At 35.5% G+C, this 21822-nt stretch carries 19 protein-coding genes; 4 read left to right on the top strand and 15 right to left on the bottom strand.

The features are described from left to right. Nucleotides 1-29: 29 nt before the first annotated feature. Genes C1A06_RS05665 through C1A06_RS05655 form a run of 3 tightly spaced genes read right to left on the bottom strand, consistent with a single transcriptional unit; the run spans nucleotide 30 to nucleotide 3645 of the window. Nucleotides 30-563 (bottom strand): biotin/lipoyl-containing protein, encoded by a 534-nt coding sequence (locus tag C1A06_RS05665; RefSeq protein WP_101689271.1) that lies wholly within the window; start codon nucleotides 561-563, stop codon nucleotides 30-32. 11 nt (nucleotides 564-574) lie between these two features. Then, complete coding sequence (gene accC / locus C1A06_RS05660) at nucleotides 575-2086, bottom strand: acetyl-CoA carboxylase biotin carboxylase subunit (RefSeq protein WP_101689270.1); 1512 nt, start codon at nucleotides 2084-2086, stop codon at nucleotides 575-577. 14 nt (nucleotides 2087-2100) lie between these two features. Further along, on the bottom strand, nucleotides 2101-3645 hold the full coding sequence (locus C1A06_RS05655) for an acyl-CoA carboxylase subunit beta (protein ID WP_101689269.1): 1545 nt from the start codon (nucleotides 3643-3645) through the stop codon (nucleotides 2101-2103). 381 nt (nucleotides 3646-4026) lie between these two features. Between C1A06_RS05655 and hcp the strand changes: the two genes are divergently transcribed. Next, nucleotides 4027-5676, top strand: coding sequence for a hydroxylamine reductase (gene hcp, locus C1A06_RS05650; protein ID WP_101689268.1), 1650 nt, complete (start codon nucleotides 4027-4029; stop codon nucleotides 5674-5676). A gap of 18 nt (nucleotides 5677-5694) precedes the next feature. Next, nucleotides 5695-6420 (top strand): iron-sulfur cluster repair di-iron protein, encoded by a 726-nt coding sequence (gene ric / locus C1A06_RS05645; protein WP_101689267.1) that lies wholly within the window; start codon nucleotides 5695-5697, stop codon nucleotides 6418-6420. Nucleotides 6421-6522: 102 nt separating this feature from the next. On the opposite strand, the gene C1A06_RS05640 is transcribed toward ric, so the two are convergent. The 8 genes from C1A06_RS05640 to C1A06_RS05605 all read right to left on the bottom strand — a co-directional run bounded on the left by C1A06_RS05640 (nucleotide 6523) and on the right by C1A06_RS05605 (nucleotide 15647). Further along, entirely contained in the window at nucleotides 6523-7086 is a 564-nt protein-coding gene (locus tag C1A06_RS05640; RefSeq protein WP_101689266.1) for a pyridoxamine 5'-phosphate oxidase family protein, read from the bottom strand. Between the two features lie 9 nt (nucleotides 7087-7095). Next, on the bottom strand, nucleotides 7096-7878 hold the full coding sequence (gene ccsA, locus C1A06_RS05635) for a cytochrome c biogenesis protein CcsA (protein ID WP_101689265.1): 783 nt from the start codon (nucleotides 7876-7878) through the stop codon (nucleotides 7096-7098). Further along, complete coding sequence (locus C1A06_RS05630; RefSeq protein ID WP_245872009.1) at nucleotides 7875-9176, bottom strand: cytochrome c biogenesis ResB family protein; 1302 nt, start codon at nucleotides 9174-9176, stop codon at nucleotides 7875-7877. The genes ccsA and C1A06_RS05630 overlap by 4 nt, the downstream gene beginning before the upstream one ends. After that, nucleotides 9177-10469 carry an alginate export family protein gene (locus tag C1A06_RS05625; RefSeq protein ID WP_101689264.1) on the bottom strand — a complete coding sequence of 431 codons (1293 nt, stop codon included), beginning with the start codon at nucleotides 10467-10469 and terminating at the stop codon, nucleotides 9177-9179. Between the two features lie 48 nt (nucleotides 10470-10517). Next, nucleotides 10518-12017, bottom strand: a complete 1500-nt coding sequence (gene nrfA, locus C1A06_RS05620) for an ammonia-forming cytochrome c nitrite reductase (protein ID WP_101689263.1) — start codon at nucleotides 12015-12017, stop codon at nucleotides 10518-10520. A gap of 12 nt (nucleotides 12018-12029) precedes the next feature. Continuing rightward, nucleotides 12030-12614, bottom strand: a complete 585-nt coding sequence (gene nrfH / locus C1A06_RS05615; protein WP_101689262.1) for a cytochrome c nitrite reductase small subunit — start codon at nucleotides 12612-12614, stop codon at nucleotides 12030-12032. Between the two features lie 210 nt (nucleotides 12615-12824). Further along, a complete protein-coding gene (locus C1A06_RS05610) occupies nucleotides 12825-15185 on the bottom strand; it encodes a TonB-dependent receptor (RefSeq protein ID WP_101689261.1) in 2361 nt (786 codons plus the stop codon). Between the two features lie 96 nt (nucleotides 15186-15281). Next, nucleotides 15282-15647 (bottom strand): DUF8478 family putative metalloprotein, encoded by a 366-nt coding sequence (locus tag C1A06_RS05605; protein ID WP_101689260.1) that lies wholly within the window; start codon nucleotides 15645-15647, stop codon nucleotides 15282-15284. A gap of 145 nt (nucleotides 15648-15792) precedes the next feature. On the opposite strand from C1A06_RS05605, the gene C1A06_RS05600 reads away from it, so the two are divergent. Next, nucleotides 15793-16101: a hypothetical protein gene (locus C1A06_RS05600; RefSeq protein WP_101689259.1), complete on the top strand. Its 309-nt coding sequence runs from the start codon at nucleotides 15793-15795 to the stop codon at nucleotides 16099-16101. 82 nt (nucleotides 16102-16183) lie between these two features. Here the strand turns inward: C1A06_RS05600 and C1A06_RS05595 are convergent, their stop codons facing one another. Beyond that, the gene (locus C1A06_RS05595; RefSeq protein ID WP_101689258.1) at nucleotides 16184-16546 is read right to left on the bottom strand and encodes a winged helix-turn-helix transcriptional regulator; all 363 of its coding nucleotides are present in this window, start codon (nucleotides 16544-16546) and stop codon (nucleotides 16184-16186) included. 124 nt (nucleotides 16547-16670) lie between these two features. On the opposite strand from C1A06_RS05595, the gene C1A06_RS05590 reads away from it, so the two are divergent. Continuing rightward, nucleotides 16671-17690, top strand: a complete 1020-nt coding sequence (locus tag C1A06_RS05590; RefSeq protein WP_101689257.1) for a pirin family protein — start codon at nucleotides 16671-16673, stop codon at nucleotides 17688-17690. A gap of 46 nt (nucleotides 17691-17736) precedes the next feature. Here the strand turns inward: C1A06_RS05590 and C1A06_RS05585 are convergent, their stop codons facing one another. From C1A06_RS05585 to C1A06_RS05575, 3 genes are all read right to left on the bottom strand, one after another. Continuing rightward, complete coding sequence (locus C1A06_RS05585; protein WP_101689256.1) at nucleotides 17737-18687, bottom strand: DUF6146 family protein; 951 nt, start codon at nucleotides 18685-18687, stop codon at nucleotides 17737-17739. A 109-nt stretch (nucleotides 18688-18796) separates the two neighbouring features. Beyond that, on the bottom strand, nucleotides 18797-19363 hold the full coding sequence (efp, locus tag C1A06_RS05580) for an elongation factor P (protein ID WP_101689255.1): 567 nt from the start codon (nucleotides 19361-19363) through the stop codon (nucleotides 18797-18799). Between the two features lie 52 nt (nucleotides 19364-19415). After that, complete coding sequence (locus C1A06_RS05575) at nucleotides 19416-21563, bottom strand: M3 family metallopeptidase (protein WP_101689254.1); 2148 nt, start codon at nucleotides 21561-21563, stop codon at nucleotides 19416-19418. Between the last annotated feature and the right edge of the window lie 259 nt (nucleotides 21564-21822).

Genomic DNA, 21822 nt, shown 5'->3' with positions numbered 1-21822 from the left:
AATCAAATTCAACGATATATAAAATTCGTCTATTCTATTATCATTATTTTATCCTGAAGACTTACCTTGTCATTGTCTTTGACGAAAATTTCGCTAACAACTCCATCCGAAGAAGCTTTTATCTCATTTTCCATCTTCATTGCTACAAGCACACATAACGGATCTCCTTCTTTAACATGATCACCCTCTTTTACATATACTTTTAGTATGACTCCCGGCATTGGTGTTGTAATAATCTGAACCCCAGCATGCTGAGCTTTGTCATGTTGATATCTTGTTCTATCGACCTCATTAACTAGATCAATATGAAAAATATCACCCTTATTAATAACTTCATATGATGCATTTTCAACACGTGTCATCTGAATACCATTCGAACGATTGCCTATTAGAAGAGAATAGATAGTATCACCTCCAACATGATAGTCTACTTCGTACTCTACCCCATTTACCAGAACTCGCTTAATCGGGCCATCTTCAATAATCTCTACTTTATATTCATTATCAGGAAAATCATCTACCTGAGCATAATATGTTGCTAATGTTTTTTTTACTTCACTCATAGTTTTTCCTATTAATAGTTATTCACTGTCATTTTTAATTTACCGTAATGTTTCCACAACGACTCACCTACTACAGGTAATGTTGTTGCTCGGGCTGCTGCTTCTTTTTCTAACTCATAATGTTTCAAAGCTGCTGCAATAACGGCAATCGTAGGATCACTGCTTTTTCTTTTTTTCAAATCTTCTTTATCAAATCGAGTATCAATGAATGTTGTATCATAATCACCACTTTCAAAAGCTTCATTCATTAGTACCCGCTGATGAAACGGGATAGTAGTTTTAATACCTAGCATTTTATACTCACGCAATGCACGGCGCATAGTTGCTATTGCAGACTCTCGAGAACGGCCCCAAGAGCATAGTTTCGCAATCATTGAATCGTAATGTAACGAAACCTCAAATCCTGCATATACAGAACTATCTAAACGGATATTACGTCCTTCGGGAACTTCTCTTACTTTAATGACACCAGGAGATGGCATAAAGTTATTTGCAGGATCTTCAGCATAAATACGACATTCAATAGCTGATCCATGAAAAACAATATCCGACTGCTTGTATGGCAATGCATTACCATCCGCTACTAAAATCATATCACGAACAATATCTACCCCAGTACATAATTCTGTTACCGGATGTTCAACTTGCAAGCGTGTATTCATTTCCAAGAAATAGAAGTTCTGATCTTTATCAACCATAAACTCTAACGTACCGGCACTATAATAACCTATTTTTTTAGCTGCCTTTACAGCCATATCAAGCATTTTAGCCCTTACTTTAGGCTTCAAAAAAGGAGACGGACATTCTTCTATCAACTTCTGATTACGTCTTTGTATTGAACATTCTCGTTCTCCTAGGTGAACAACATTACCATATCTATCGCCTAAAATTTGTACTTCAATATGATGTGGTTTCTCAATATATTTTTCAATATAAACAGCGTCATTACCAAAAGCATTTCCAGCTTCCGATTTTGATAAACGTACAGCTGCTTCTAATTCTTCCGGAGCATGTACTAAACGCATTCCTTTACCTCCACCTCCAGCTAATGCTTTTAGCATAATTGGATAACCTATTTCTTCTGCAACCTTTCGAGCTTCGTCTATAGATGATATTGGCGATTCTATACCCGGAACGATAGGTAGACCAGCTTCTTTCATCACCTTACGAGCCTCGGTCTTTATCCCCATACGCTCGATAATATCGGCATTCGGGCCAATAAAGATCACTCCTTCTTTCTCGCATTGACGGGCAAAGTCTGCATTTTCTGACAAAAATCCATATCCGGGATGTATTGCTGCACCTGTTTTTTTAGCTATTTCTAATATTTTTTCAGGTTTAAGATAAGATGTGTCTTCTGGAGAATCTGAGATACAAAAAGCCTCTTCAGCATAACGAACATGCAAAGCTCCACGATCGACATGTGTATAAATGGCAACTGTTCCTAGTTCCATTACACGGCATGTGCGAAATATACGTAGCGCTATTTCTCCTCTGTTAGCTACTAATATTTTTTTTATCATGATTGTAAAGTCTTTTAAAGTGGTAAATTAGAATGTTTCTTCGGAGGATTAGACTGACGTTTATTTGCCAGCATTTCGAAACTTCGAATCAATCGTACGCGTGTTATAGCCGGATCAATCACTTCATCCATATAACCTAATTCGGCTGCACGATATGGATTAGCAAATTTTTCACGATATTCACCTTGCAGCTCTTTGCGTTTAGCTTCTACATCCTCTGCTTTATCAATTTCTTTCTTAAATAAAATATTTACAGCACCATCAGGACCCATAACAGCTATTTCAGCCGTAGGATATGCAAAGTTTATATCTCCTCTGATATGTTTTGAGCTCATTACACAATATGCTCCACCATATGATTTACGTACTACTACGGTAACTTTTGGAACTGTAGCCTCACAATATGCATAAAGTAATTTAGCTCCATGACGAATAATTCCTTCATATTCTTGATTAATTCCTGGAAGAAATCCCGGAACATCAACCAATGTCAACAGAGGAATATTGAATGCATCGCAAAAACGCACAAAACGTGCTGCTTTCACAGAAGCATTAATATCCAAAGTACCTGCTAATACAGCCGGTTGATTTGCAACAACACCGATAGTTTTACCATTAAGACGAATATAACCGATCACAATATTCATAGCAAAATCTTCTTGTACTTCAAAGAAACGATAATCATCTGCAATTTCTTTTATCATTTTCTTAATGTCGTATGGCTGATTTGGATTAGTCGGAATAAGATCAGCTAATGTAGGTGTTGGGCGTGTTGGCGAATCGAGAGTCGGAACAAAAGGAGGTTCTTCCATATTATTCCCTGGTAGATATGTAATCAGTTCTCTAATTCGATTTATACAATCAATATCATTTTCTGCCGCAAAATGAGCTACTCCAGATTTACTCATGTGGATATCTGTTCCTCCAAGTTCTTCTTTTGTAACTTCTTCCTGCGTTACGCTTTTCACAACATCGGGTCCGGTAATAAACATGTAGCTACTCTGTTTTACCATAAAGATAAAATCAGTCAATGCAGGAGAATATACTGCTCCTCCGGCACAAGGCCCCATAATAGCACTAATCTGAGGTACGACACCAGATGCCATCGAATTTTTCAAGAAAATATCAGCATAACCTCCTAATGATCTCACACCTTCCTGAATACGAGCTCCGCCCGAATCATTAAGTCCAATAACAGGTGCTCCCATCTGCATAGCCATATCCATAACTTTACATATTTTCTTTGAATATGTCTCTGATAATGAGCCTCCAAATACAGTAAAATCTTGCGCGAACACAAATACAAGACGATCTCCAATCATCCCGTAGCCAGTAACGACACCATCTCCGAGAATCTTTGTATCTGCCATACCAAAATCGGTAGTACGATGAGTTACAAATTTATCAAGTTCAATAAAAGACCCTTTCTCAAGTAAAAGTTCGATTCTTTCACGAGCAGTTAATTTACCCATTTCGTGTTGTTTATCAATACGTTTTTTACCACCGCCTAATTCGGCCTGCTGGTTTAGGTCTTCTAATTTTTTCAGAAGTTCTTTCATTGTATTATATAATTTAAATTGTTAAAGTTGTATTAATTACAAAGTACTATACCGCCTGTTTTACAGATTTAGTCTTAAATACTAATACTTATTGTAGTTTATAAAATATAGATAATAAGATGTATTATCATCCAAGGTCAACAAATAGAAAACTCTGGTTCTATTATCATAGTCATGTCATAAAGATATTAATTTTTTCTATCATCTGTCTAAGTATTTCCTTTATTATTGAAAACTATGCAAATTATTAATCTTATAAGATTAACAAAATAATGTTTTAGGACACATTTTTAACATGTGTCACAATTGTGACAATTTAACTCATCACGCTTATCTTTCTTTGTATTAGAATAAAATTAAATCAACTTAAATACAAATGTTATGGATAAAATGTTTTGCTATCAATGTCAAGAAACAGCTAAAGGAGAAGGCTGTATTCTGAAAGGAGTATGTGGTAAAGATTATATTACTTCGAATTCAATGGACCTATTGATGTATTCAGTGCAAGGTATTTCCGTTATTACCACAAAGATTAGAGAGAGTAAACTGAACTACAATTTCGAGAAAGTTAATGCATTCGTCCGCGATGCCCTTTTTTGTACTATTACTAATGCTAATTTTGACGATCCGACAATAAAAGCTAGAGTAACAGAAAGTCTTAAAATAAGAGAAGAATTAATTGCTTTTTGTGTTGCAAATAATATAATATTGCCTCGATTACCACAATTAACGTGGGAAGCTGAAGAAAAAGATTATGATAGTTTCGCGACAACCGTAGGTATTTTAAGCGAAAGAAATGAAGATATACGTTCTCTTGCTCAACTTACAATTTATGGATTGAAAGGTATGGCAGCTTATGCTGAACATGCAGCGAGACTTGGATATAACGACGAAGATGTAGATGCGTTTATGCAACGTGCTATGCACGACCTATCTCTGGGAACTCTAACTGTTGAAGAATTGATTGCATTAGTACTTGAGACGGGCTCAATAGGTGTAAAAACAATGGCTCTGCTTGACAAGGCAAATACAGAAAGTTATGGTAATCCTGAGTTGACTGAGGTTAACATTGGTGTAGGTAAAAATCCTGCAATCCTTATTAGTGGCCATGATCTCAAAGATATGGAAGAACTTCTAGAACAGACAGAAGGCACTGGAGTAGACGTTTATACACATAGTGAAATGCTTCCTGCAAATTACTATCCAAAATTCAAGAAATACGAACATTTCGTAGGAAACTATGGTAATGCTTGGTGGCAACAACGCGAAGAATTCTCTAGTTTTAATGGTCCTATCCTATTTACGACTAACTGTATAGTTCCTCCACTCAGCGATGCATCATACAGGGACAAGGTATTCACTACAAACTCAACAGGCTATCCTGGTTTCAAGCATATTAATACGGATGTAAATGGTAAGAAAGATTTCTCTGAAATTATCGAATTAGCAAAAAAATGTGCAGCTCCAACACAGATCGAAGAAGGCACTATCGTTGGTGGCTTCGCCCATCATCAAGTACTTCAACTTGCAGATAAAGTCGTAGATGCTGTAAAAAGTGGTGCAATTAAGAAATTTGTTGTAATGGCAGGTTGTGATGGTCGTGTTAAAGGAAGAAGCTATTATACAGATTTCGCGGAAGCATTACCTAATGACACTGTAATTTTAACGGCTGGATGTGCTAAATACCGCTACAACAAACTTCCGTTAGGCGATATAGGTGGTATCCCTCGCGTATTGGATGCAGGGCAATGTAACGATAGTTATTCATTGGCAGTAATAGCTATGAAACTGAAAGAGGTGTTCGAATTACAAGATATAAATGAACTTCCTATAGTTTACAATATTGCTTGGTACGAGCAAAAAGCTGTAATAGTACTTCTTGCTTTACTTAGTCTTGGTGTCAAAAATATTCACTTAGGACCATCACTTCCTGCATTCTTATCACCAAACGTAGCAAAAGTATTGATCGAAAACTTTGGAATCGGTGGTATTTCTACTGTAGAAGCGGATATGGAAGCTTGGATTGCCTAATTTTAATAGACTATTTAAATGAAACAATTCTCAAATAAAACTATTGGTGAAATAGTAGCTCAGAATATTGAGTATGCACGAGTTTTTAATTCTTTCGGTATTGATTTCTGCTGTGGAGGTAATATCTTTATCGAAGATGCTGCAAAAAATGCGTCAGTACCTCTAGATAAGATTATTGAAGCTCTGAATAATCAAACTTCATATGGAGGCCTTCCGTTAGCATTGAATTTCGACAATTGGTCATTGGAGTTATTGATCGATTATATTGTAAAATATCATCATCACTACATCCGTAATAATGGTCCTCGTATATACAATCTTTTAGATAAAGTAGTTAAAGCCCATGGTGAAACAGATAAACATCTAACTGAGGTTCTGAATTTATTCAGAGCTTCACTAATGGATCTTGATAATCATTTGGCTAAAGAAGAAAATATATTATTTCCATTGGTATATGAAATCGTAACGGCATCTGAACGAGGAGATAATTTACCCCAATTTCATTGTGGAAGCGTACAGAACCCAATTCGAGTGATGCTACAAGAGCATGAAGATGAAGGTGCAAGATTTAAAAGAATATCGGAACTGACTAATTACTACACGGCACCCAAACATGCATGCAATTCATACAAATTAGTATTAGAAGAATTAAGACTTTTTGAAGAGAATTTGCATATACATATCCATGTAGAAAATAATATACTCTTTAAAAAATCAATAATAATTGAGGATAGTCTGAGCTAGTCAATATTCTTTTTGAATTATAAAAATAGTACCCTATAAAACTTAATCATTTATAGGGTATTTTGATATTGTATAGATTATACAGAGCTATATATAATATAATTACTCTATCCTACCCCATTTCATTTCTTCTCCTTTTGAATCGTATTTTTTACGTTTGGCTGTAATAGATTCAATATCTATTCGATAAATATTTGTCCTCGACAATCCTGATCTAACAGCCATCTCGAAGTACTTCATTTTCGATGGTGTATATTTTTCACATAATAACCGTAATGCATCTATAGCTTCTTGTTTATCATTCACTAGGACTATCCGTCCATAAGTAATAGCAGACTCAAACTCAGTTGTAAAAACTTTACTTGCTAAAGAACTTCCTTTCTTCTCGTCAAGTAAACACGAATCCAGTTCTTCAATTGAGAACAATTCAGGAATCTTGGTTTTACCTACAAATACCACAGTTACAATAGGATTTCTCTTGAATATTTCTACCTTTTTACCTCCCTGCGCTGAATGAAAATATAAACTATCTTCTTTACGAACTAGCGAAAGTGGAAAAGCATATGGAGCACCATCTGCATCTATAACAGATAGTACTCCATAGTCTGAATTATCAATAATCTGAAGCGCAAATTCACGCCCCATTTCTCGGTCTTTTCTTCTCATTTAATCTTATTACGAATAAACATGTATACTATTTTGTGCTGCCGGAAGATAGTTTACTCCAATCCACGTAATCATTAGCATAACGAATGATATTGGCAGCATCCATAGTGTAAATTTAGGATGTTTATTCTGTAATCGCATATGAACATATATTAAATATGCTGCACAAGTAATAAAAGCCCAAGTTTCTTTGGGATCCCAAGACCAATAATGTCCCCATGCTTCTTTTGCCCATAACGCACCCATTAGTAAACCTAGCATCAAAAAACCAAATCCGACATACACTATATTATCCATAAAATTGTAAAGATTATCATCCGGTTTTCCTTTTCCTAATTTTACCAATTGTACAATTGACGCAATTGTTGCAGCACCTAACATCGAATACGACAAAATATAAACCGTAACGTGAGGTACAAACCAATAGCTCTGTAATGCCGGCATCAAATTCGTCGAATGAATTTCGGGCTTAACAATATTAATTATTACGAAAACAATTGCTACAAGATTTGAAAATCCTAATATCCAATTATACTTCCAATGCTTGTATGTACCATATCCGATTAATGCAAGGAAAAACGAATACCACAGACGGGTTTCTCCCATTGTACGTAATGGCGGACGATCTTGTCCTATCCACAAGCCGATTATAAAAGCTCCAAAAATAAGGATTCCAAGTATTGTTAATATATCAACTAAAATAGTCTTTTTAGTTCTAAATGCTAATATTCCTGCCGATAACCAACATAGAATGGCAGGTATAGCAAACCATAAATATTCGTTCCAAGTCATTGTTTTTCTTTTTGCCTGTTTCTATTACCTACCCACAACATACAAATTGATCCTAGAGCGATCAATATAATACCCAAGTAAACCACACGCAGCCAAGGATCGTATACCAGTTCGAAACCACTTGTACGTGATGCCTTACCCAATGCGTGATCGTAATCGTATTGATAGATCATCCAATCACCCATTCTCAATGGACTATTTACTTCTAAAGTCGCATGTATTGGCTCCTGATTATCCTTAGTCATTACAGTGATATCTGAAGCAAAACGTTTAGCCTCTGGCTTTGTCATGACCAATGAATATGTAGAATCCAATTCAAGAGGCATTACAAACTGGTCAACACTTCCACATGTCAACCAACCCGACACTTCTTGCTTTGTTTTATTATTGGTCATCTTTACTCTTGCAGCAGGCATCGAACCCGACATTGGTATGGCTTGAAAGCTTGTATCAGTCTTTCTTACGGCTTCATGAATATACTCTTCTAGCTCTAGATTCCAATCTGCCAAAATCTCATTGCGTCTGCTTTCGTCTATTTGATAATATACAGGTTTACTCTCAGGTTGAACATCTCCCGTAAATTTATTAACTACAGCTAATTTGGGTGGATATTCCTCCATTACGAAATCATGAAGCTGGATTGCAATATCTAGCTCTAAGACGTTCTCATGATTGTCATACACACGCCATTCTACTTCACCTTCTTCTACATACATTACATAGCGTAACATATCTGCAGAACCTAATCCTGCAGCAAAAAAGAATATCCAAAGGCCAAAGTGATTCAGATAAAATGCGTAATCTTTCAGCCTGAAATTATGAAGCCTTCTTGCAATAACTAAGCCTAACACTAGTAAATTAAAAGCATACATTAGCACAAAAGGCCATGATGTAGTTACTTGTTTGAATCCTAAGTTAGTTAGTACATAATCAAATATTTGGTCGAATGAAGCATGATCCCAATGAATGTGTAAATCTGTATTTACACGTGCATACTGAGGAGTAAGCCCCATAATAATAGTCATCACAAATAGCCCCCCTATAAGAGCTACCGATAGGGGGACACTTGACAACCAATTTATGATCGAATTATTTTTGACAAAGGATAATGCTATAATCAATATGATTAAACAAATCCCGATAATAATATTTACAGGTGCATGAAGTAGAAAGAAATCAAAGCTTCCTAATGTTAATTGCAATAAAATACCGACAATCAAAATACCTGCAACGATAGCAATACTCTCCTTGTACTGCCAAGGAAATTGCCACATAGTACGTTTATTCGTTTCGTTCACTTAGAATTTATTTACTTTAGTTTTAAATAGATTCGGGGTTATATTGATCGAAATCCATCCCCAATCTTGCCAGCTTTTGTGATTACCACCTTTTACTACATCCATCGATTTTGTACCCAACATAAACGAATATCCGGCCATCAGCTTAACATCTGGCATAATAGACCAATTAATTTGGAAATCGACTTCTGAACCTAAACCTTTACTAAATTTATGTTCTTCAACTGTAACACTTTTTGCAGACATAAAATAGTGATAATTCAATGACATATCTACTTTTGGCGATGGTTTATAATAAATACCTACTTGATTATCCCACAAACCCGGATTTAAGCCATTAGAGAATGTAGAAGCATAGAAATAATCCATCGTTCCGTAGAATTTATGATGCGTACCATATAACGGATCAAAAGCTTTGTGTTTATCACTGTTCTGATCCGATCCACTCAAATAGTCACTACCGAAACCGACAGCCCATTGAGAAGTAAAATTAGCTTTAGCAAATACGCTTGCCATATAAGCTGAAACAGATTTTCCAGTTCTACTTTTTCCTGATTGATAGTATGCTGAACCATTCAAATCCCACATATCTTTTTTATAGGTTAAATAAGTTCCGAAGGTTTGCATAAAGCCATTCTTTGCATTCTCAATATCACCTAGTTCCCATCCAAGATTCATAGCTAACAATGATATTCCAAACGGTTTTTGTGTACTTCCATAATGATACCAAGCCATCTGCATATTTTTATATGGCTGACCAGTTGGAGCAAAATAATTGCCTCTTTTTTGGGGATTATCACTGTTTTGATTGAAAGCTAATGCTACATGAATTGTATTCAAATTCTTCGAGTAGCCTAGTTTAAGTAGATCGTGATATCTTCCTGCAACATGCCAATCCAAGCCACCTAGAATACGTTCGTCATCATAGCTTAATGCTTGTCTGCCAAGTTGAGCAAAGAATCCATCACCAAAGTTTAGTTTAGCCCAAGCTTCATTCAATACAAAGTCTCCGTCTTTCTTAGATTGAATACTCTCGCCCCATAGTCCGACATGTTGCCCTGACAAACGAAGTTCTAAATTAGAACGCGTATAACCAAGAGTCAAACGGGTACGATTGTTTATGAATGATGCTGAATTTTCGCCTTCATATCTAGGGAAAAGAGCTCCATTACGATATTCACCACGGGCACGGATTTGTGCCGATATTGAAAATTCTCCCTGCTGTTCTTCTTGTGCAGAAAGAACAAATGGGATTAATGCTAATCCCATTAGTATGTTCTTAATTAGTTTCATTTCTTTTTCGATTAGAAAATGAGGGTTATATTTAGTTTACACAAAGCCTTATTTTTCTGCAATCAGTCTTCCTTTAGCTTTTGCTTCTTCCAGCCATTTCGGAACAACTGTTTTGATCCATTTGTCTTTATTCTCACGCTCTTTCTTCATGTCAAGACCAATATATTCCTGAGCTTTTGCTTTTGTAGAAATATCAGGCATAGCAACATCTGTCACTCCATGAGCGAATAATACCTTTTGTACCTCTAGCTGAGCTTGCAATGATTTATCAAGGCTGTGAGCCAAAATTCTTTGGATTTCAACCGGTGCATGGAACGAACCACCGTGTGTTGCTACCGAGAAGTCCCAACGCCATTGTGCCTGACGAAGAAGCTTAAGTGTTTTTTGCATTTCAGCTTCCGAAGCTCCACTATCCCAAGCTTTAGCTGCCATGATATGCGCTTTCGATAATTCAACTTCAATACGGTTACGAATTTCGTTAGCCTTATCCTGAATATCGTAAACATATTTCATTAAGTTTTCTTCGCTATCGCGGTGACATACCTGACAAGTATTTGCTATATTTTTAAGCGGGCTCATAATTTGGTGATCAGAATATTTAATACCACCTTCCGATTTGTATGGCATATGACAATCAGCACAAGACAGACCTCTTTGAGCATGAGTACCTAAAAGGAATACTTCATAGTCAGGATGTTGAGCTTTCAACATAGGAGCACGACTCAATTTATGTGTCCAGTCTGTGAACTGAATACTATCATAGTATGCTTCCATATCCTCTACAGTCATACCGTCTTTCCACGGGAAAGTCACAACTTTGTGATCTCCTTGGAAATAATATTCTACGTGACATTGAGCACAAACCAAAGAACGCATTTCTTGAGGGGTAGCTTGTGTTATATCTTTTCCCATTGCTTCGAAAGCTTGTATTAGAGCTGGTTGTGAAATCTGAAGATTCATTGTTTCACTATTGTGACATGTAGCACATCCTACCGGATTAACTATTTCACTACCTAAATCACCCCATTGATGGTTATAGAATTCATCAATTCCATGCTCGTGCATATAACGAGGTACATCCGGGCTTTTACATACCCAACAAGCTGCCGGTTGTGGTCCATCTCCTTCATTCTCTGGAGTACCTGTACGTAATGTATTTCTATTATCTTCCAAAGCATACATATGTCCACGAGGTGCATTGTAGTCTTTAGAGAATGCATAACCAGCCCAAAGAATAACCATTTCAGGTCTATCTTCCAGAGCATCTTGCATCATATTTCCGTTATATTTACTACGGAAGTCCATGTCTTGAGTCTTTTTCCAAGTATCATACTCACGTCTGAAATTATTTTTATAATTTTCACTACGAGCATCACCCGGTTCAATCTCATCAATACGATTTGCAACAATAGTTGCTATTTCTGCCCTTCGTTCAGTTATAGAGGCTGCTAACAAGCCTAATAAAAATACTACAACCATCGAAGCCAAAAATATTCCCCAACCAATAATAGGTCGCTTTCTTATTGCTTCAGCTAATTTCTTTAACATAATGATCAATATTTAGTTGTTTTTCTTCATTTTATCTTTTAACCATGCAGGAACTGGTGATTCGGGAAGTGGAGCATATGCATTTGGTGCTCCAGAAATGTTACTCACTTTAGTATGAGGCACTTCTTGATGGCAATCCCAGCAAGCTTTTCCCTTTCCTTCTTTCACATCACAGTATGATACCATACCGGTTTCTACTACAGCTGTATTCAGATGTTCATGACAGCGAATACAATTATTCATAATAACTTCATAACTAGCATCTCGTGGTCTGATTGCTTGAGGCTCGCCATGCATTGTAAACACTGCGGCATGATACAATCCATCCATCGCTTTGAATGCATATCCTTCAATCATATTATTTTGAGGGACATGACAATCGTTACATGTAGCCCACTGTGCATGAGAGCTATGCTTCCAAGAACTGTAATATGGTGTCATTATATGACAGTTGATACATGCCTCAGGATTATCCGAAAGATAAGAATGCGCCCTAGACACATACGCAGCATATGCTCCAAGCCCTACAAGTATTCCCCCTATGAGGAATAGCGGAAAGACGAACTGATGCGGTATAAGACTTAAAAGCTTTTTCATATTGTTTTTTATAAAATATCAATCTTCGACTCATAGGTATACATCTATGAATATACAAATTTAAGTATTATTAACCTAAGAATATGTAATCAAAATTACATCTCATAAAAAATATTACATCATTTTATTCAACATATATAATATACTGATTTATAAAAAGAAAGGAGCAAAATTTAATTTTGCTCCTTTCAAATGTCTGTAAAAAATAATTTATATACTGATTTTAGCTCCTACGAAGAAACTTCGTGGTAATGAAGGTCCATAAATATAACTTGATGCTCTATCAGGGCCTTGATCGAAATCTTTTTGATATGCATTGAATATATTTTGTACTCCTGCATTTAGCTCCAGATTAACTATTTTATAAATGGGAATATTATATGCAACTTTCCAATTCATATCGAAAAAGGAAGGGCTTTTCTCTGTTATATTTCTATCTATAACACCTGCTTCGTGTGGCACATACATACTTCCGGTATATGTACCCGATAAAGATGTATTAAATTGTTTTACGGGACTCCATGTTGCAACAAAATATCCATAAAAATCCGGTGTCCGCATCATATTCCTTGTTGCTATTACATCATCATCAATATCTTCTCCAGACCATTTACGAGCTTTATCGTATAAACTCCGCTGAATAGTTGCTCCAACTTGAAATTCTATATTAGCAGTAGTAGCAGCACGCGCTTCTAATGTAATTCCATATACTTTAGCTCCGGAAGCATTAACAACACGTTCAATCTCTCGCCCTTTATCATCGGGATGTGATTCTTTAACTGTTGTAAATGGATCGTTGAGCTTTGTATAGAATCCTTCAATTAAAAAGTTCAATTGATTTCTTCCTAAAAATAAGTAGTAGTCTACTGATCCACTGAAACTATGAGATTTCTCTTCTTTCAGATTAGGATCTAATATCTGCGTGATAGCTTCGCCTTGCGCAATCTTAACATGAAGGTTCTCGTCAAATAATTGCGGCGCACGAAATCCTTGTCCATAACTCAAACGTATATTAATATTCTCAGTAGGATTATATCTAATATTTGCACGCGGGCTAAGAATAGGGCTATCCAGTAGACGATGCTTATCCATTCGCGCCCCAATTAAAAATCCCCACATATCGTTTTTCCATTCATTCTGAGCATATACACTATAGATGCTAATAGCTTGTTTAACAGGAGCTGATCTGTATCCACTGATATCATCCAATTTATTAAAGTTGTATTCTAAACCAGTCGTCAATGTGGATGGCATAAACAACAATTTGTCGATATCGTAAGAATATAAAGCACCTGCATTAAATGTTATATCTTTTGTCTTACCATAAGATTTCAATCGGCTTTCCTTAGCTTTTATACTATCGCTTGGCAATTGGCTAATGGGAACTCCCCCTCCATAATAACTATTTCTATTTGTCAATTGAGAAGCAGTATATACACTCACTCGATGTTTACCATCTGGCGAAAGCCAATCATATTTAATATTACCTCCGTCTATCTTAGATTCGGCCTGCTCGGCTATTTGTGCTTCAAATGGTTGTAAATTTAAACGATCACCACCTCTTCGAAATTCTTGCATATTATGGTATTCCAGAGTAAATTTCGAATAATGGCTAGCTTTTAAATATGAACGTATCCCCCAGGTGCGATTATCTAATTTCGGAATTTCGGAAAAGCCGTCATCGTCATGGTCGTAAGCCGTACGATGACGCTTTTGTCCATAAGCCATTATACCCATTTTATGGTCATCTGATACCAGAGAAACATTGAAGCTTGTATTATTATCAAAGCTACTTTCTCCTCCAATTGAAGTAATACTATGAGATAATTGTCCTGAATTTCTTAGAGGCTCTTTTGTGATAATGTTGATCGTACCGGCTATTGCTGAAGCTCCGAACAAAGCAGATCCGCCACCTCTAACAACTTCAATTCGCTCAACCATATTTGCAGGAATTTGCTCCAAGCCATATACTCCAGCCAAAGAACTGAATACAGGTCGCGAATCAATCAATATTTGCGAATATGCCCCTTCTAAGCCATTCATTCGCACTTGTGTGAAACCGCAATTTTGGCAATTATTCTCGACACGTAAGCCAGGCTGAAAATTCAGGCCATCGCCAACCGAACATGAATGAGTTTTGTCAAAAGTTTTTGCATCGAGAATGCTTACCAACGTTGGCGCCAATTTACGGCTAGTCTCGTTTCTATTGGCTGAGACAACAATCTCGTCGAGCGATACTGATGACTTTTTGAGTTCAAAATTAATTTCTTGGGTTTTATTTTTCTCTATGATGACCTCAATACTCATTGTTTCGTAACCGACAAAACGTGCTTCAACAATTAGTTTTCTTGTCGGCAAATCTTTCAATGTATAATGCCCTGTTGCATCAGTTGTTGTACCAATAGTTGTACCTTCTATTACAACAGTCACATATGGGAGATGTTCTTTTGTTTTTGCATCGATTACATGACCGAATAAGTTTGCATCCGTAACTTGTACGGGTGTATTGTTTGCTACTGCATGTATTGTTACTCCCAATAATAGCAGAAGCAATAAAATATATTTATTCATTTTATTTGCTTTATAGTTTTAATTAAATTGTAAATAAGATCAGACCTATACATATATCGCATATATAAAAGTCTAACAGTGTAAATCAATATAAAACTATAAAACGGGAGGAGCACGGAGCCTTAGCTGCTCAAAACATATTTGCAGTTTCGATGCGCAGTTGGCTTTAATAAGTAGTTTTTTACAATAAGAAGCGAAGAGACCTATCAATACCGCCGAGATTATTATCTCGAAAGAAGAATAGGTAGATAATATCTGTATGAGCTGAAGCTCAACCGTTGTATGTATATGGCTAGGCTTACCATCATCACCTTTATCATAGAAGTGAGAGTGAATGATAGTTAAGCCCTCGACAATATGGCTATGCGTAAAAAAGGTTGTTGAACATGTATATAAGCTAAAGATCATTAATAAAATGATCTTCATCACATTCTGTCTTATACCTTGTCTCAACAATTTCATATGCCTAATAATTATCGCAAAAATAGAGAATAATAGCTTACATCATACTATCTGAATAGAATTTTCACAATAAATTAATCCAAAAACATCTATGATTTTTTCTTATTTTTTAGTATTTTTATAGTGTAACATAAATCTTTGCATCATGGATAGAACAAAAATTACAGAAAAATACATGACTGCTTATAGTTCAATAACAGAACAATATGCAAAAGAAAAGATTCCTAATTTGATTGAAGAAATCAATTCGGCTATATCCAGATCGGATACAAAACATATTAATACAGTATATGAAAAAATCTCTATCTGGAATAATTCTGTTTCAAATCTTCAAGGGAATCGTGATGCCTTAATGTCACATGACAAAACTCTACGCCTTCCTTCGGTTAAAGAGTTCCTGATAATCTATGACCATATAAATAAAGAATGGAGATTCAACACTGAAGCTGATTAAAAGAGGTTTATATAGCACGAGTAATATAAAGATTAAATCGAACTAGAATAGTTCAGATTTAATCTTTATGCTTTTTGTTCTCCTATTTTCCAAGTAGATGTTTGCGGTGATTAATACCCCACTCTACCAGTTTATCTGTTATATCTTTTGCAGTTTTACCATATTCAGTAATGGCATACTCTACAGTCACCGGTTTTGTTGGAACAACCGTACGGGTAATAAGCTGATTCATTTCCAAATCTTTCAGTTCTTTAGATAGCATTTTGGCAGAAATACCCAATATGCCACGTTCTATCTTCTTGAAAGTATTCTTTTCAGATTCTTTTACTGCCAGATAATGCAATATCTGTAATTTCCACTTTCCGCCCAAAATATCTATCGTATCACGCATTGCCATTAGGTTTTCTGTACAAGCTAATGGTAGTGAATCGTTATTTTCGTTCATAATAGTTACGTTAATGTTACTAGTTACCTCGAGTAAACTCGGAACAAATATATAACACTTTGGCCTTTTATTTGATACTATTAAGATAAAGATCAAAATTTATATTAAAAGAAAGGACACTATTATGAAGATTAAAAGAATTTCAAATACAGAAAGCAGATTAGATGTTAGAGACCCATTTATTCTAGCTGCTCATCACCGCGATCAATATCCTGAAGGTAATGGTAAAATGGCACCTAAATCTTATTTATCAACAAGAATTAAAGGTAGCGACTTTAACAATTCAGCACCTTGGAGAATGTATCATGGTGATACTATCCCAGGATTTCCACAGCACCCACATCGTGGATTCGAGATTATAACAATAATTCCTGAAGGATATGCAGACCATTTTGACTCGAAAGGAACTCATGGTCGTTATGGAGATGGTGACGTACAATTAATGAGTGCCGGATCTGGTGTTATGCACTCGGAAATGTTTCCATTGCTAAATGATGATAAGGAAAATCCGTTCAGACTATTCCAAATATGGGTAAATCTTCCTTCAAAGAGCAAATTGACCGAGCCAGACTACAAAATGCTTTGGAGAGATAAAATTCCGACTGCTAAAATCAGTAGTGATTCGGGCGACGTAACATTTAAAATTATCCTTGGTGAATATTACGGAGTGAAAGCTTTGGGTGCTCTAAAAAACTCATGGGCTGCCGATCCTAAGAATCACTTTGGAGCAGCTCTGATCGAAATGGATGCCAATACTGAATTTAAATTGAATGCAGTATCTTCGACAATGAATCGTTTCTTATTTTACTACGAGGGAGAAGATTCCATTAACATTGAAGGGACACCGCTACGCGTTTCTCAGTTAGCAGATTTATATGGAGATCAAGATATAGTTATAAAAAGCGGAAATTCGAAAGCTAAATTACTATTGCTTGAAAGTGAACCTATCAATGAGCCAATAGCAGCTTACGGACCATTTGTTATGAGTACCGAAAGAGAATTACAAGAAGCCTTTATGGAGTATCGACAAACTGAGTTTGGTGGATGGCCATGGGGCGAAAAAGAATCCGATATTGTTATTGACAAAAACGCAGGTCGTTTTGCTAGTTACCAATTCGGCATGGTTATAGACAAACCTGAATAAGCCTATTTTAAAAGCCCTTTACTTATTTGTAATGGGCTTTTTTATTTTATATAAAAGTCATATTGAATCGAATATTATTTTCTTTTGCCATATATTTAAAGAACATATACACTATATATTCAACATCTAAACCATAGTCCAATCGTGATTCATAATCTATTTTCTGTTCATATACGTTTGGGTTATATACCGAAGGTAGGCCACATCTATAATTCCACTCTGAAACTAGGTATTCATTTTTCGCTTTCAAAGATGCTATAGAATAGTAATCTTTTGATTTTTGTGTTGCTAAAAAACTATCGAATCCAACATCAAGAACGATGGCTTCGTATTCAGATTCAATTGAGATATTTCCATCTGTTGATAAATAGATAATACCATCACGTGCCTTATTCCCCATTAGATTAATGGCATTTTGCCCCTTAATAACAACCAATGTGTCAATATCCGAAAGGTCAATCCGGCTTAAGGCATCATTTTCTACAATCTCACCATCAAGTAAAATAATAAGATTAGAAGATCTAAATGGCACTCGTTTTATCGCATGGTTTGGCACCATAACTAATCTAGAAGCAGGTATTCTTTGGGAAATATCATCACTAATACTATCAACATTTAATGATATTGGCAGACCCATGTCATTTTTACTCTTACTTATCTTTTTCTTTTTTACTGCAGATTCATTATCTTCTGAGTTTTGAGAATTTCCATTTTGTTGTTCTATTTCTTTAGTTGTAATGATAATAGCTCCATTTTTCCCTTTATTACCATAAATATATACAGCATATTCTCCCCTTAGGATAGTCAGATCTGAGACATTGCTCATATCTACATCACTAATGTGTACTCCGTCAAAAACCACTCCATCGATTACAATCAACGATTTGTTTGATTTTGAGAAAAGATCATCTAATTCATTATTTATAGTATCATTTTCAACCTGCCCAAGACAAAAGAGAGGTATGAATAATACTATTATAAAAAGAATCTTTTTCATAGCACACACAATTTAAGTTCCTAATAAATAAAGATATACTTTACCTGACTGAAAACAAAAAGCCTGCTGATGTTATTCAGCAGGCTTTATCGGTATTCTAAAAAATCAATTAAGCTTTCACACGCTCAAGATATGAGCCATCAGCCGGACTGATCTTAATTTTATCACCTTCATTAATAAATAATGGCACACGTACTTCAGCACCAGTTTCTACTGTTGCAGGCTTAGTTGCATTAGTAGCTGTATCACCTTTAAGTCCAGGTTCTGTGTATGTTACTTCAAGAATAACACTTTGAGGCATTTCTGCTGTAAGGATAGTTTCTGTTTCAGCATGAACCTGAACATCAACCATATCACCTTCTTTCAAGAATTGAACACCTTCAATTGCTTCTCCAGGTATAGAGATTTGATCGAAAGTCTCTGTATTCATAAAGTTGTACCCCATATCATCTTGGTAAAGATATTGGTATGGACGGCGTTCGATACGAACTTCATCCAGTTTAACACCTGCATTGAAAGTTTTATCAAGTATACGTCCTGTTTTTACATTACGTAATTTTGTACGAACGAATGCTGCACCTTTACCAGGTTTTACGTGTAGAAATTCAACTACAAAATAGAATTGACCTTCAAGGTCTATACACATTCCGTTTCTTATATCTGCTGTTGTTGCCATTAATATATTATTAGTTATTTTTTTTTAGTGCTGCAAAGATAATGTAAAATGATTATTTTACAAAACCTCTGTTTTTCAATAAATATTTAGGGTTAGGTTCTGCTCCTCTGAAGTTTTTGTACAATGTCATCGGATCATCGCTTCCACCTTTCGACAATACATTTTCACGGAATAATTTTGCTGTTTTCTGATCAAAAATATCACCTGCTTCAACAAATGCTTCGTATGCATCGGCATCCAATACCTCCGACCAAAGGTAGCTGTAATATCCAGCAGAATAACCACCACTGAAGATATGGCTGAAGTATGTAGTACGGTATCTTGGTATAATTTCAGAGATTAGTCCGATATTGTTCATTGCATCTTTTTCGAATTTCTGAACATCTAATTTACCATCACCTTCTTTTGTAAACATAGCAAGATCTGTAGATTTCAGAGTGTGCCATTTCATATCAAGAATTGCAGCAGCAACAAGTTCTGTTGTAACAAATCCTTGATTGAAAGTTCCAGCTTTTTGCATTTTTTCGATCAATGCATCAGGAATAACTTCACCCGTTTGATAATGCTTAGCATATTGTTTCAACACTTGAGGTTCTGTTGACCAATGTTCCATAACTTGAGAAGGAAGCTCAACGAAATCGCGATTAACAGCAGTTCCTGAAAGTGAATAGTAGTTACATTTAGACAACAAACCATGTAAAGCGTGTCCGAATTCGTGGAACATCGTTTCTACTTGATCAAGAGTCAATAATGACGGTTGATCTCCTACTGGAGCAGGGAAGTTTTCTACATTATATATAATTGGATGAACAAAGTTTCCATTTGCATCTACATCTTGTTTTTGGAAGCTACCCATCCATGCCCCATTACGCTTAGCACCGCTACGTGCGTAGAAGTCCATGTAGATTGTTCCGATCAAAGATCCATCTGCATCAATTACAGAATACACTTGTACGTCCTCTTGATATATAGGTGCATTTTCTAAACGTTTGAATGTTAATCCATAAAGCTTATTTACTACATCAAACAAACCATCTCTTACATTCTCACATTCGAAATATGGCTTCAATTCTTCTTCGTTCAAATCGTATTTCTCTTTACGAAGTTTTTCTGCATAGTACCACCAGTCCCAAGATTCTAATTTGAAACTTCCATTATTAGTTTCTTTTTTAGCAAGAACTGTCAATTCTGCAGCTTCTTTTTTAGCTTGAGGTAATGCATATTCCCAAATATTGTTTAAGAATCCCATTACATTATCTGGAGTTTTTGCCATTCTATCTTCTAGAACGTAATCAGCAAATGTATTATAACCTAACAAGTTTGCCTTTTCAATTCTTAACTTAACAAGTTTTTCAACGATAGCATTATTATCGTTTTCATTTCCATTATTACAACGGTCGAACATTCCACGATATAGTTTTTCACGTAGTTCACGGTTGTCTGCGAATTTCAAGAAAGGCTCCCAACTTGGTTTATTAGTCGTAAATATCCATTTTCCTTCAAGTCCTTTTTTAGAAGCAACGCTGGCAGCAGCAGCTACAACATCTGCAGGTAATCCTGCCAAGTCTTCTTGTTTTTCGATAACAAGCTCAAACTTATCTGTGTCAGCTAACAGGTTTTGACCGAATGCAGTACTCAATTCACTCAATTCTTTATTAATTGCACGTAAACGCTCTTGTTTATCAGCATCTAAAAGAATACCTGAACGAACATAGTTTTTATAATATTTCTCAATTAGTTTCTTTTGTTCTGTTGTGTAATCTGTGCGCGTAGTATCTTCATAGATTACTTTTATTCTTTCGAACAATTTTGCATTCAAATTAATATTATCGCTATGTTCTGTCAATATTGGTGAAATATTTTTCTCTATTCCACTAATGATACTGTCAGAATTAGCTCCACTAATCGCAAAGAATACAGACGATACTCGCTTAAGCATTTTGCCTGATTGTTCTAAAGCTACAATTGTATTTTCGAATGTTGGTGCTTCTGTATTATTTACAATGGCATCAACTTCAGCACTTTCTTGTTTCATACCTTCTTCGAAAGCAGGCATGTAGTGCTCAACTTTAATTTTATCGAAAGGAGGCAATCCATATTCAGTATCAAACTCCGCGAAAAACGGATTTGATGATGCCTTCTTGTCGTTACAAGAGTACAGCATAATTGCAAAACTTAATAAAAAAAGAATTTTTTTCATGTTAACTAATTGATTAATTTATATATAAAATTAGATTTACGAACCCCATTAAATACAAAAATAAATAAAATAATTGACTCTATTAGGCTAAAAATAGTTCCAGTGCACAAAACATTTTTTTCATGGTAGCTAATCAAATAAAATTTAGTAAACTTGTATAATAAAAGCGATTCAACAATAACAATTAAAATGAGATACCACTTTCTTTCTGCTATATTATTAATTGTCTGCTGTACAATTTTCTTTAATTGTCAGAATA

This window comes from Dysgonomonas massiliensis, assembly GCF_900240225.1.
In the GTDB taxonomy this organism is placed as follows: Bacteria; Bacteroidota; Bacteroidia; order Bacteroidales; family Dysgonomonadaceae; genus Dysgonomonas; species Dysgonomonas massiliensis.
Note: the sequence above shows the minus strand (reverse complement) of the source record. Positions and strands in the feature narration are given on the sequence as shown.

What these genes read in the sequence shown, in the direction of transcription:
- C1A06_RS05665 (WP_101689271.1), bottom strand. Translation starts at nt 563, where the DNA reads ATGAGTGAAGTAAAAAAAACATTAGCAACATATTATGCTCAGGTAGAT.
- accC (WP_101689270.1), bottom strand. Translation starts at nt 2,086, where the DNA reads ATGATAAAAAAAATATTAGTAGCTAACAGAGGAGAAATAGCGCTACGT.
- C1A06_RS05655 (WP_101689269.1), bottom strand. Translation starts at nt 3,645, where the DNA reads ATGAAAGAACTTCTGAAAAAATTAGAAGACCTAAACCAGCAGGCCGAA.
- hcp (WP_101689268.1), top strand. Translation starts at nt 4,027, where the DNA reads ATGGATAAAATGTTTTGCTATCAATGTCAAGAAACAGCTAAAGGAGAA.
- ric (WP_101689267.1), top strand. Translation starts at nt 5,695, where the DNA reads ATGAAACAATTCTCAAATAAAACTATTGGTGAAATAGTAGCTCAGAAT.
- C1A06_RS05640 (WP_101689266.1), bottom strand. Translation starts at nt 7,086, where the DNA reads ATGAGAAGAAAAGACCGAGAAATGGGGCGTGAATTTGCGCTTCAGATT.
- ccsA (WP_101689265.1), bottom strand. Translation starts at nt 7,878, where the DNA reads ATGACTTGGAACGAATATTTATGGTTTGCTATACCTGCCATTCTATGT.
- C1A06_RS05625 (WP_101689264.1), bottom strand. Translation starts at nt 10,469, where the DNA reads ATGAAACTAATTAAGAACATACTAATGGGATTAGCATTAATCCCATTT.
- nrfA (WP_101689263.1), bottom strand. Translation starts at nt 12,017, where the DNA reads ATGTTAAAGAAATTAGCTGAAGCAATAAGAAAGCGACCTATTATTGGT.
- nrfH (WP_101689262.1), bottom strand. Translation starts at nt 12,614, where the DNA reads ATGAAAAAGCTTTTAAGTCTTATACCGCATCAGTTCGTCTTTCCGCTA.
- C1A06_RS05610 (WP_101689261.1), bottom strand. Translation starts at nt 15,185, where the DNA reads ATGAATAAATATATTTTATTGCTTCTGCTATTATTGGGAGTAACAATA.
- C1A06_RS05605 (WP_101689260.1), bottom strand. Translation starts at nt 15,647, where the DNA reads ATGAAATTGTTGAGACAAGGTATAAGACAGAATGTGATGAAGATCATT.
- C1A06_RS05600 (WP_101689259.1), top strand. Translation starts at nt 15,793, where the DNA reads ATGGATAGAACAAAAATTACAGAAAAATACATGACTGCTTATAGTTCA.
- C1A06_RS05595 (WP_101689258.1), bottom strand. Translation starts at nt 16,546, where the DNA reads ATGAACGAAAATAACGATTCACTACCATTAGCTTGTACAGAAAACCTA.
- C1A06_RS05590 (WP_101689257.1), top strand. Translation starts at nt 16,671, where the DNA reads ATGAAGATTAAAAGAATTTCAAATACAGAAAGCAGATTAGATGTTAGA.
- C1A06_RS05585 (WP_101689256.1), bottom strand. Translation starts at nt 18,687, where the DNA reads ATGAAAAAGATTCTTTTTATAATAGTATTATTCATACCTCTCTTTTGT.
- efp (WP_101689255.1), bottom strand. Translation starts at nt 19,363, where the DNA reads ATGGCAACAACAGCAGATATAAGAAACGGAATGTGTATAGACCTTGAA.
- C1A06_RS05575 (WP_101689254.1), bottom strand. Translation starts at nt 21,563, where the DNA reads ATGAAAAAAATTCTTTTTTTATTAAGTTTTGCAATTATGCTGTACTCT.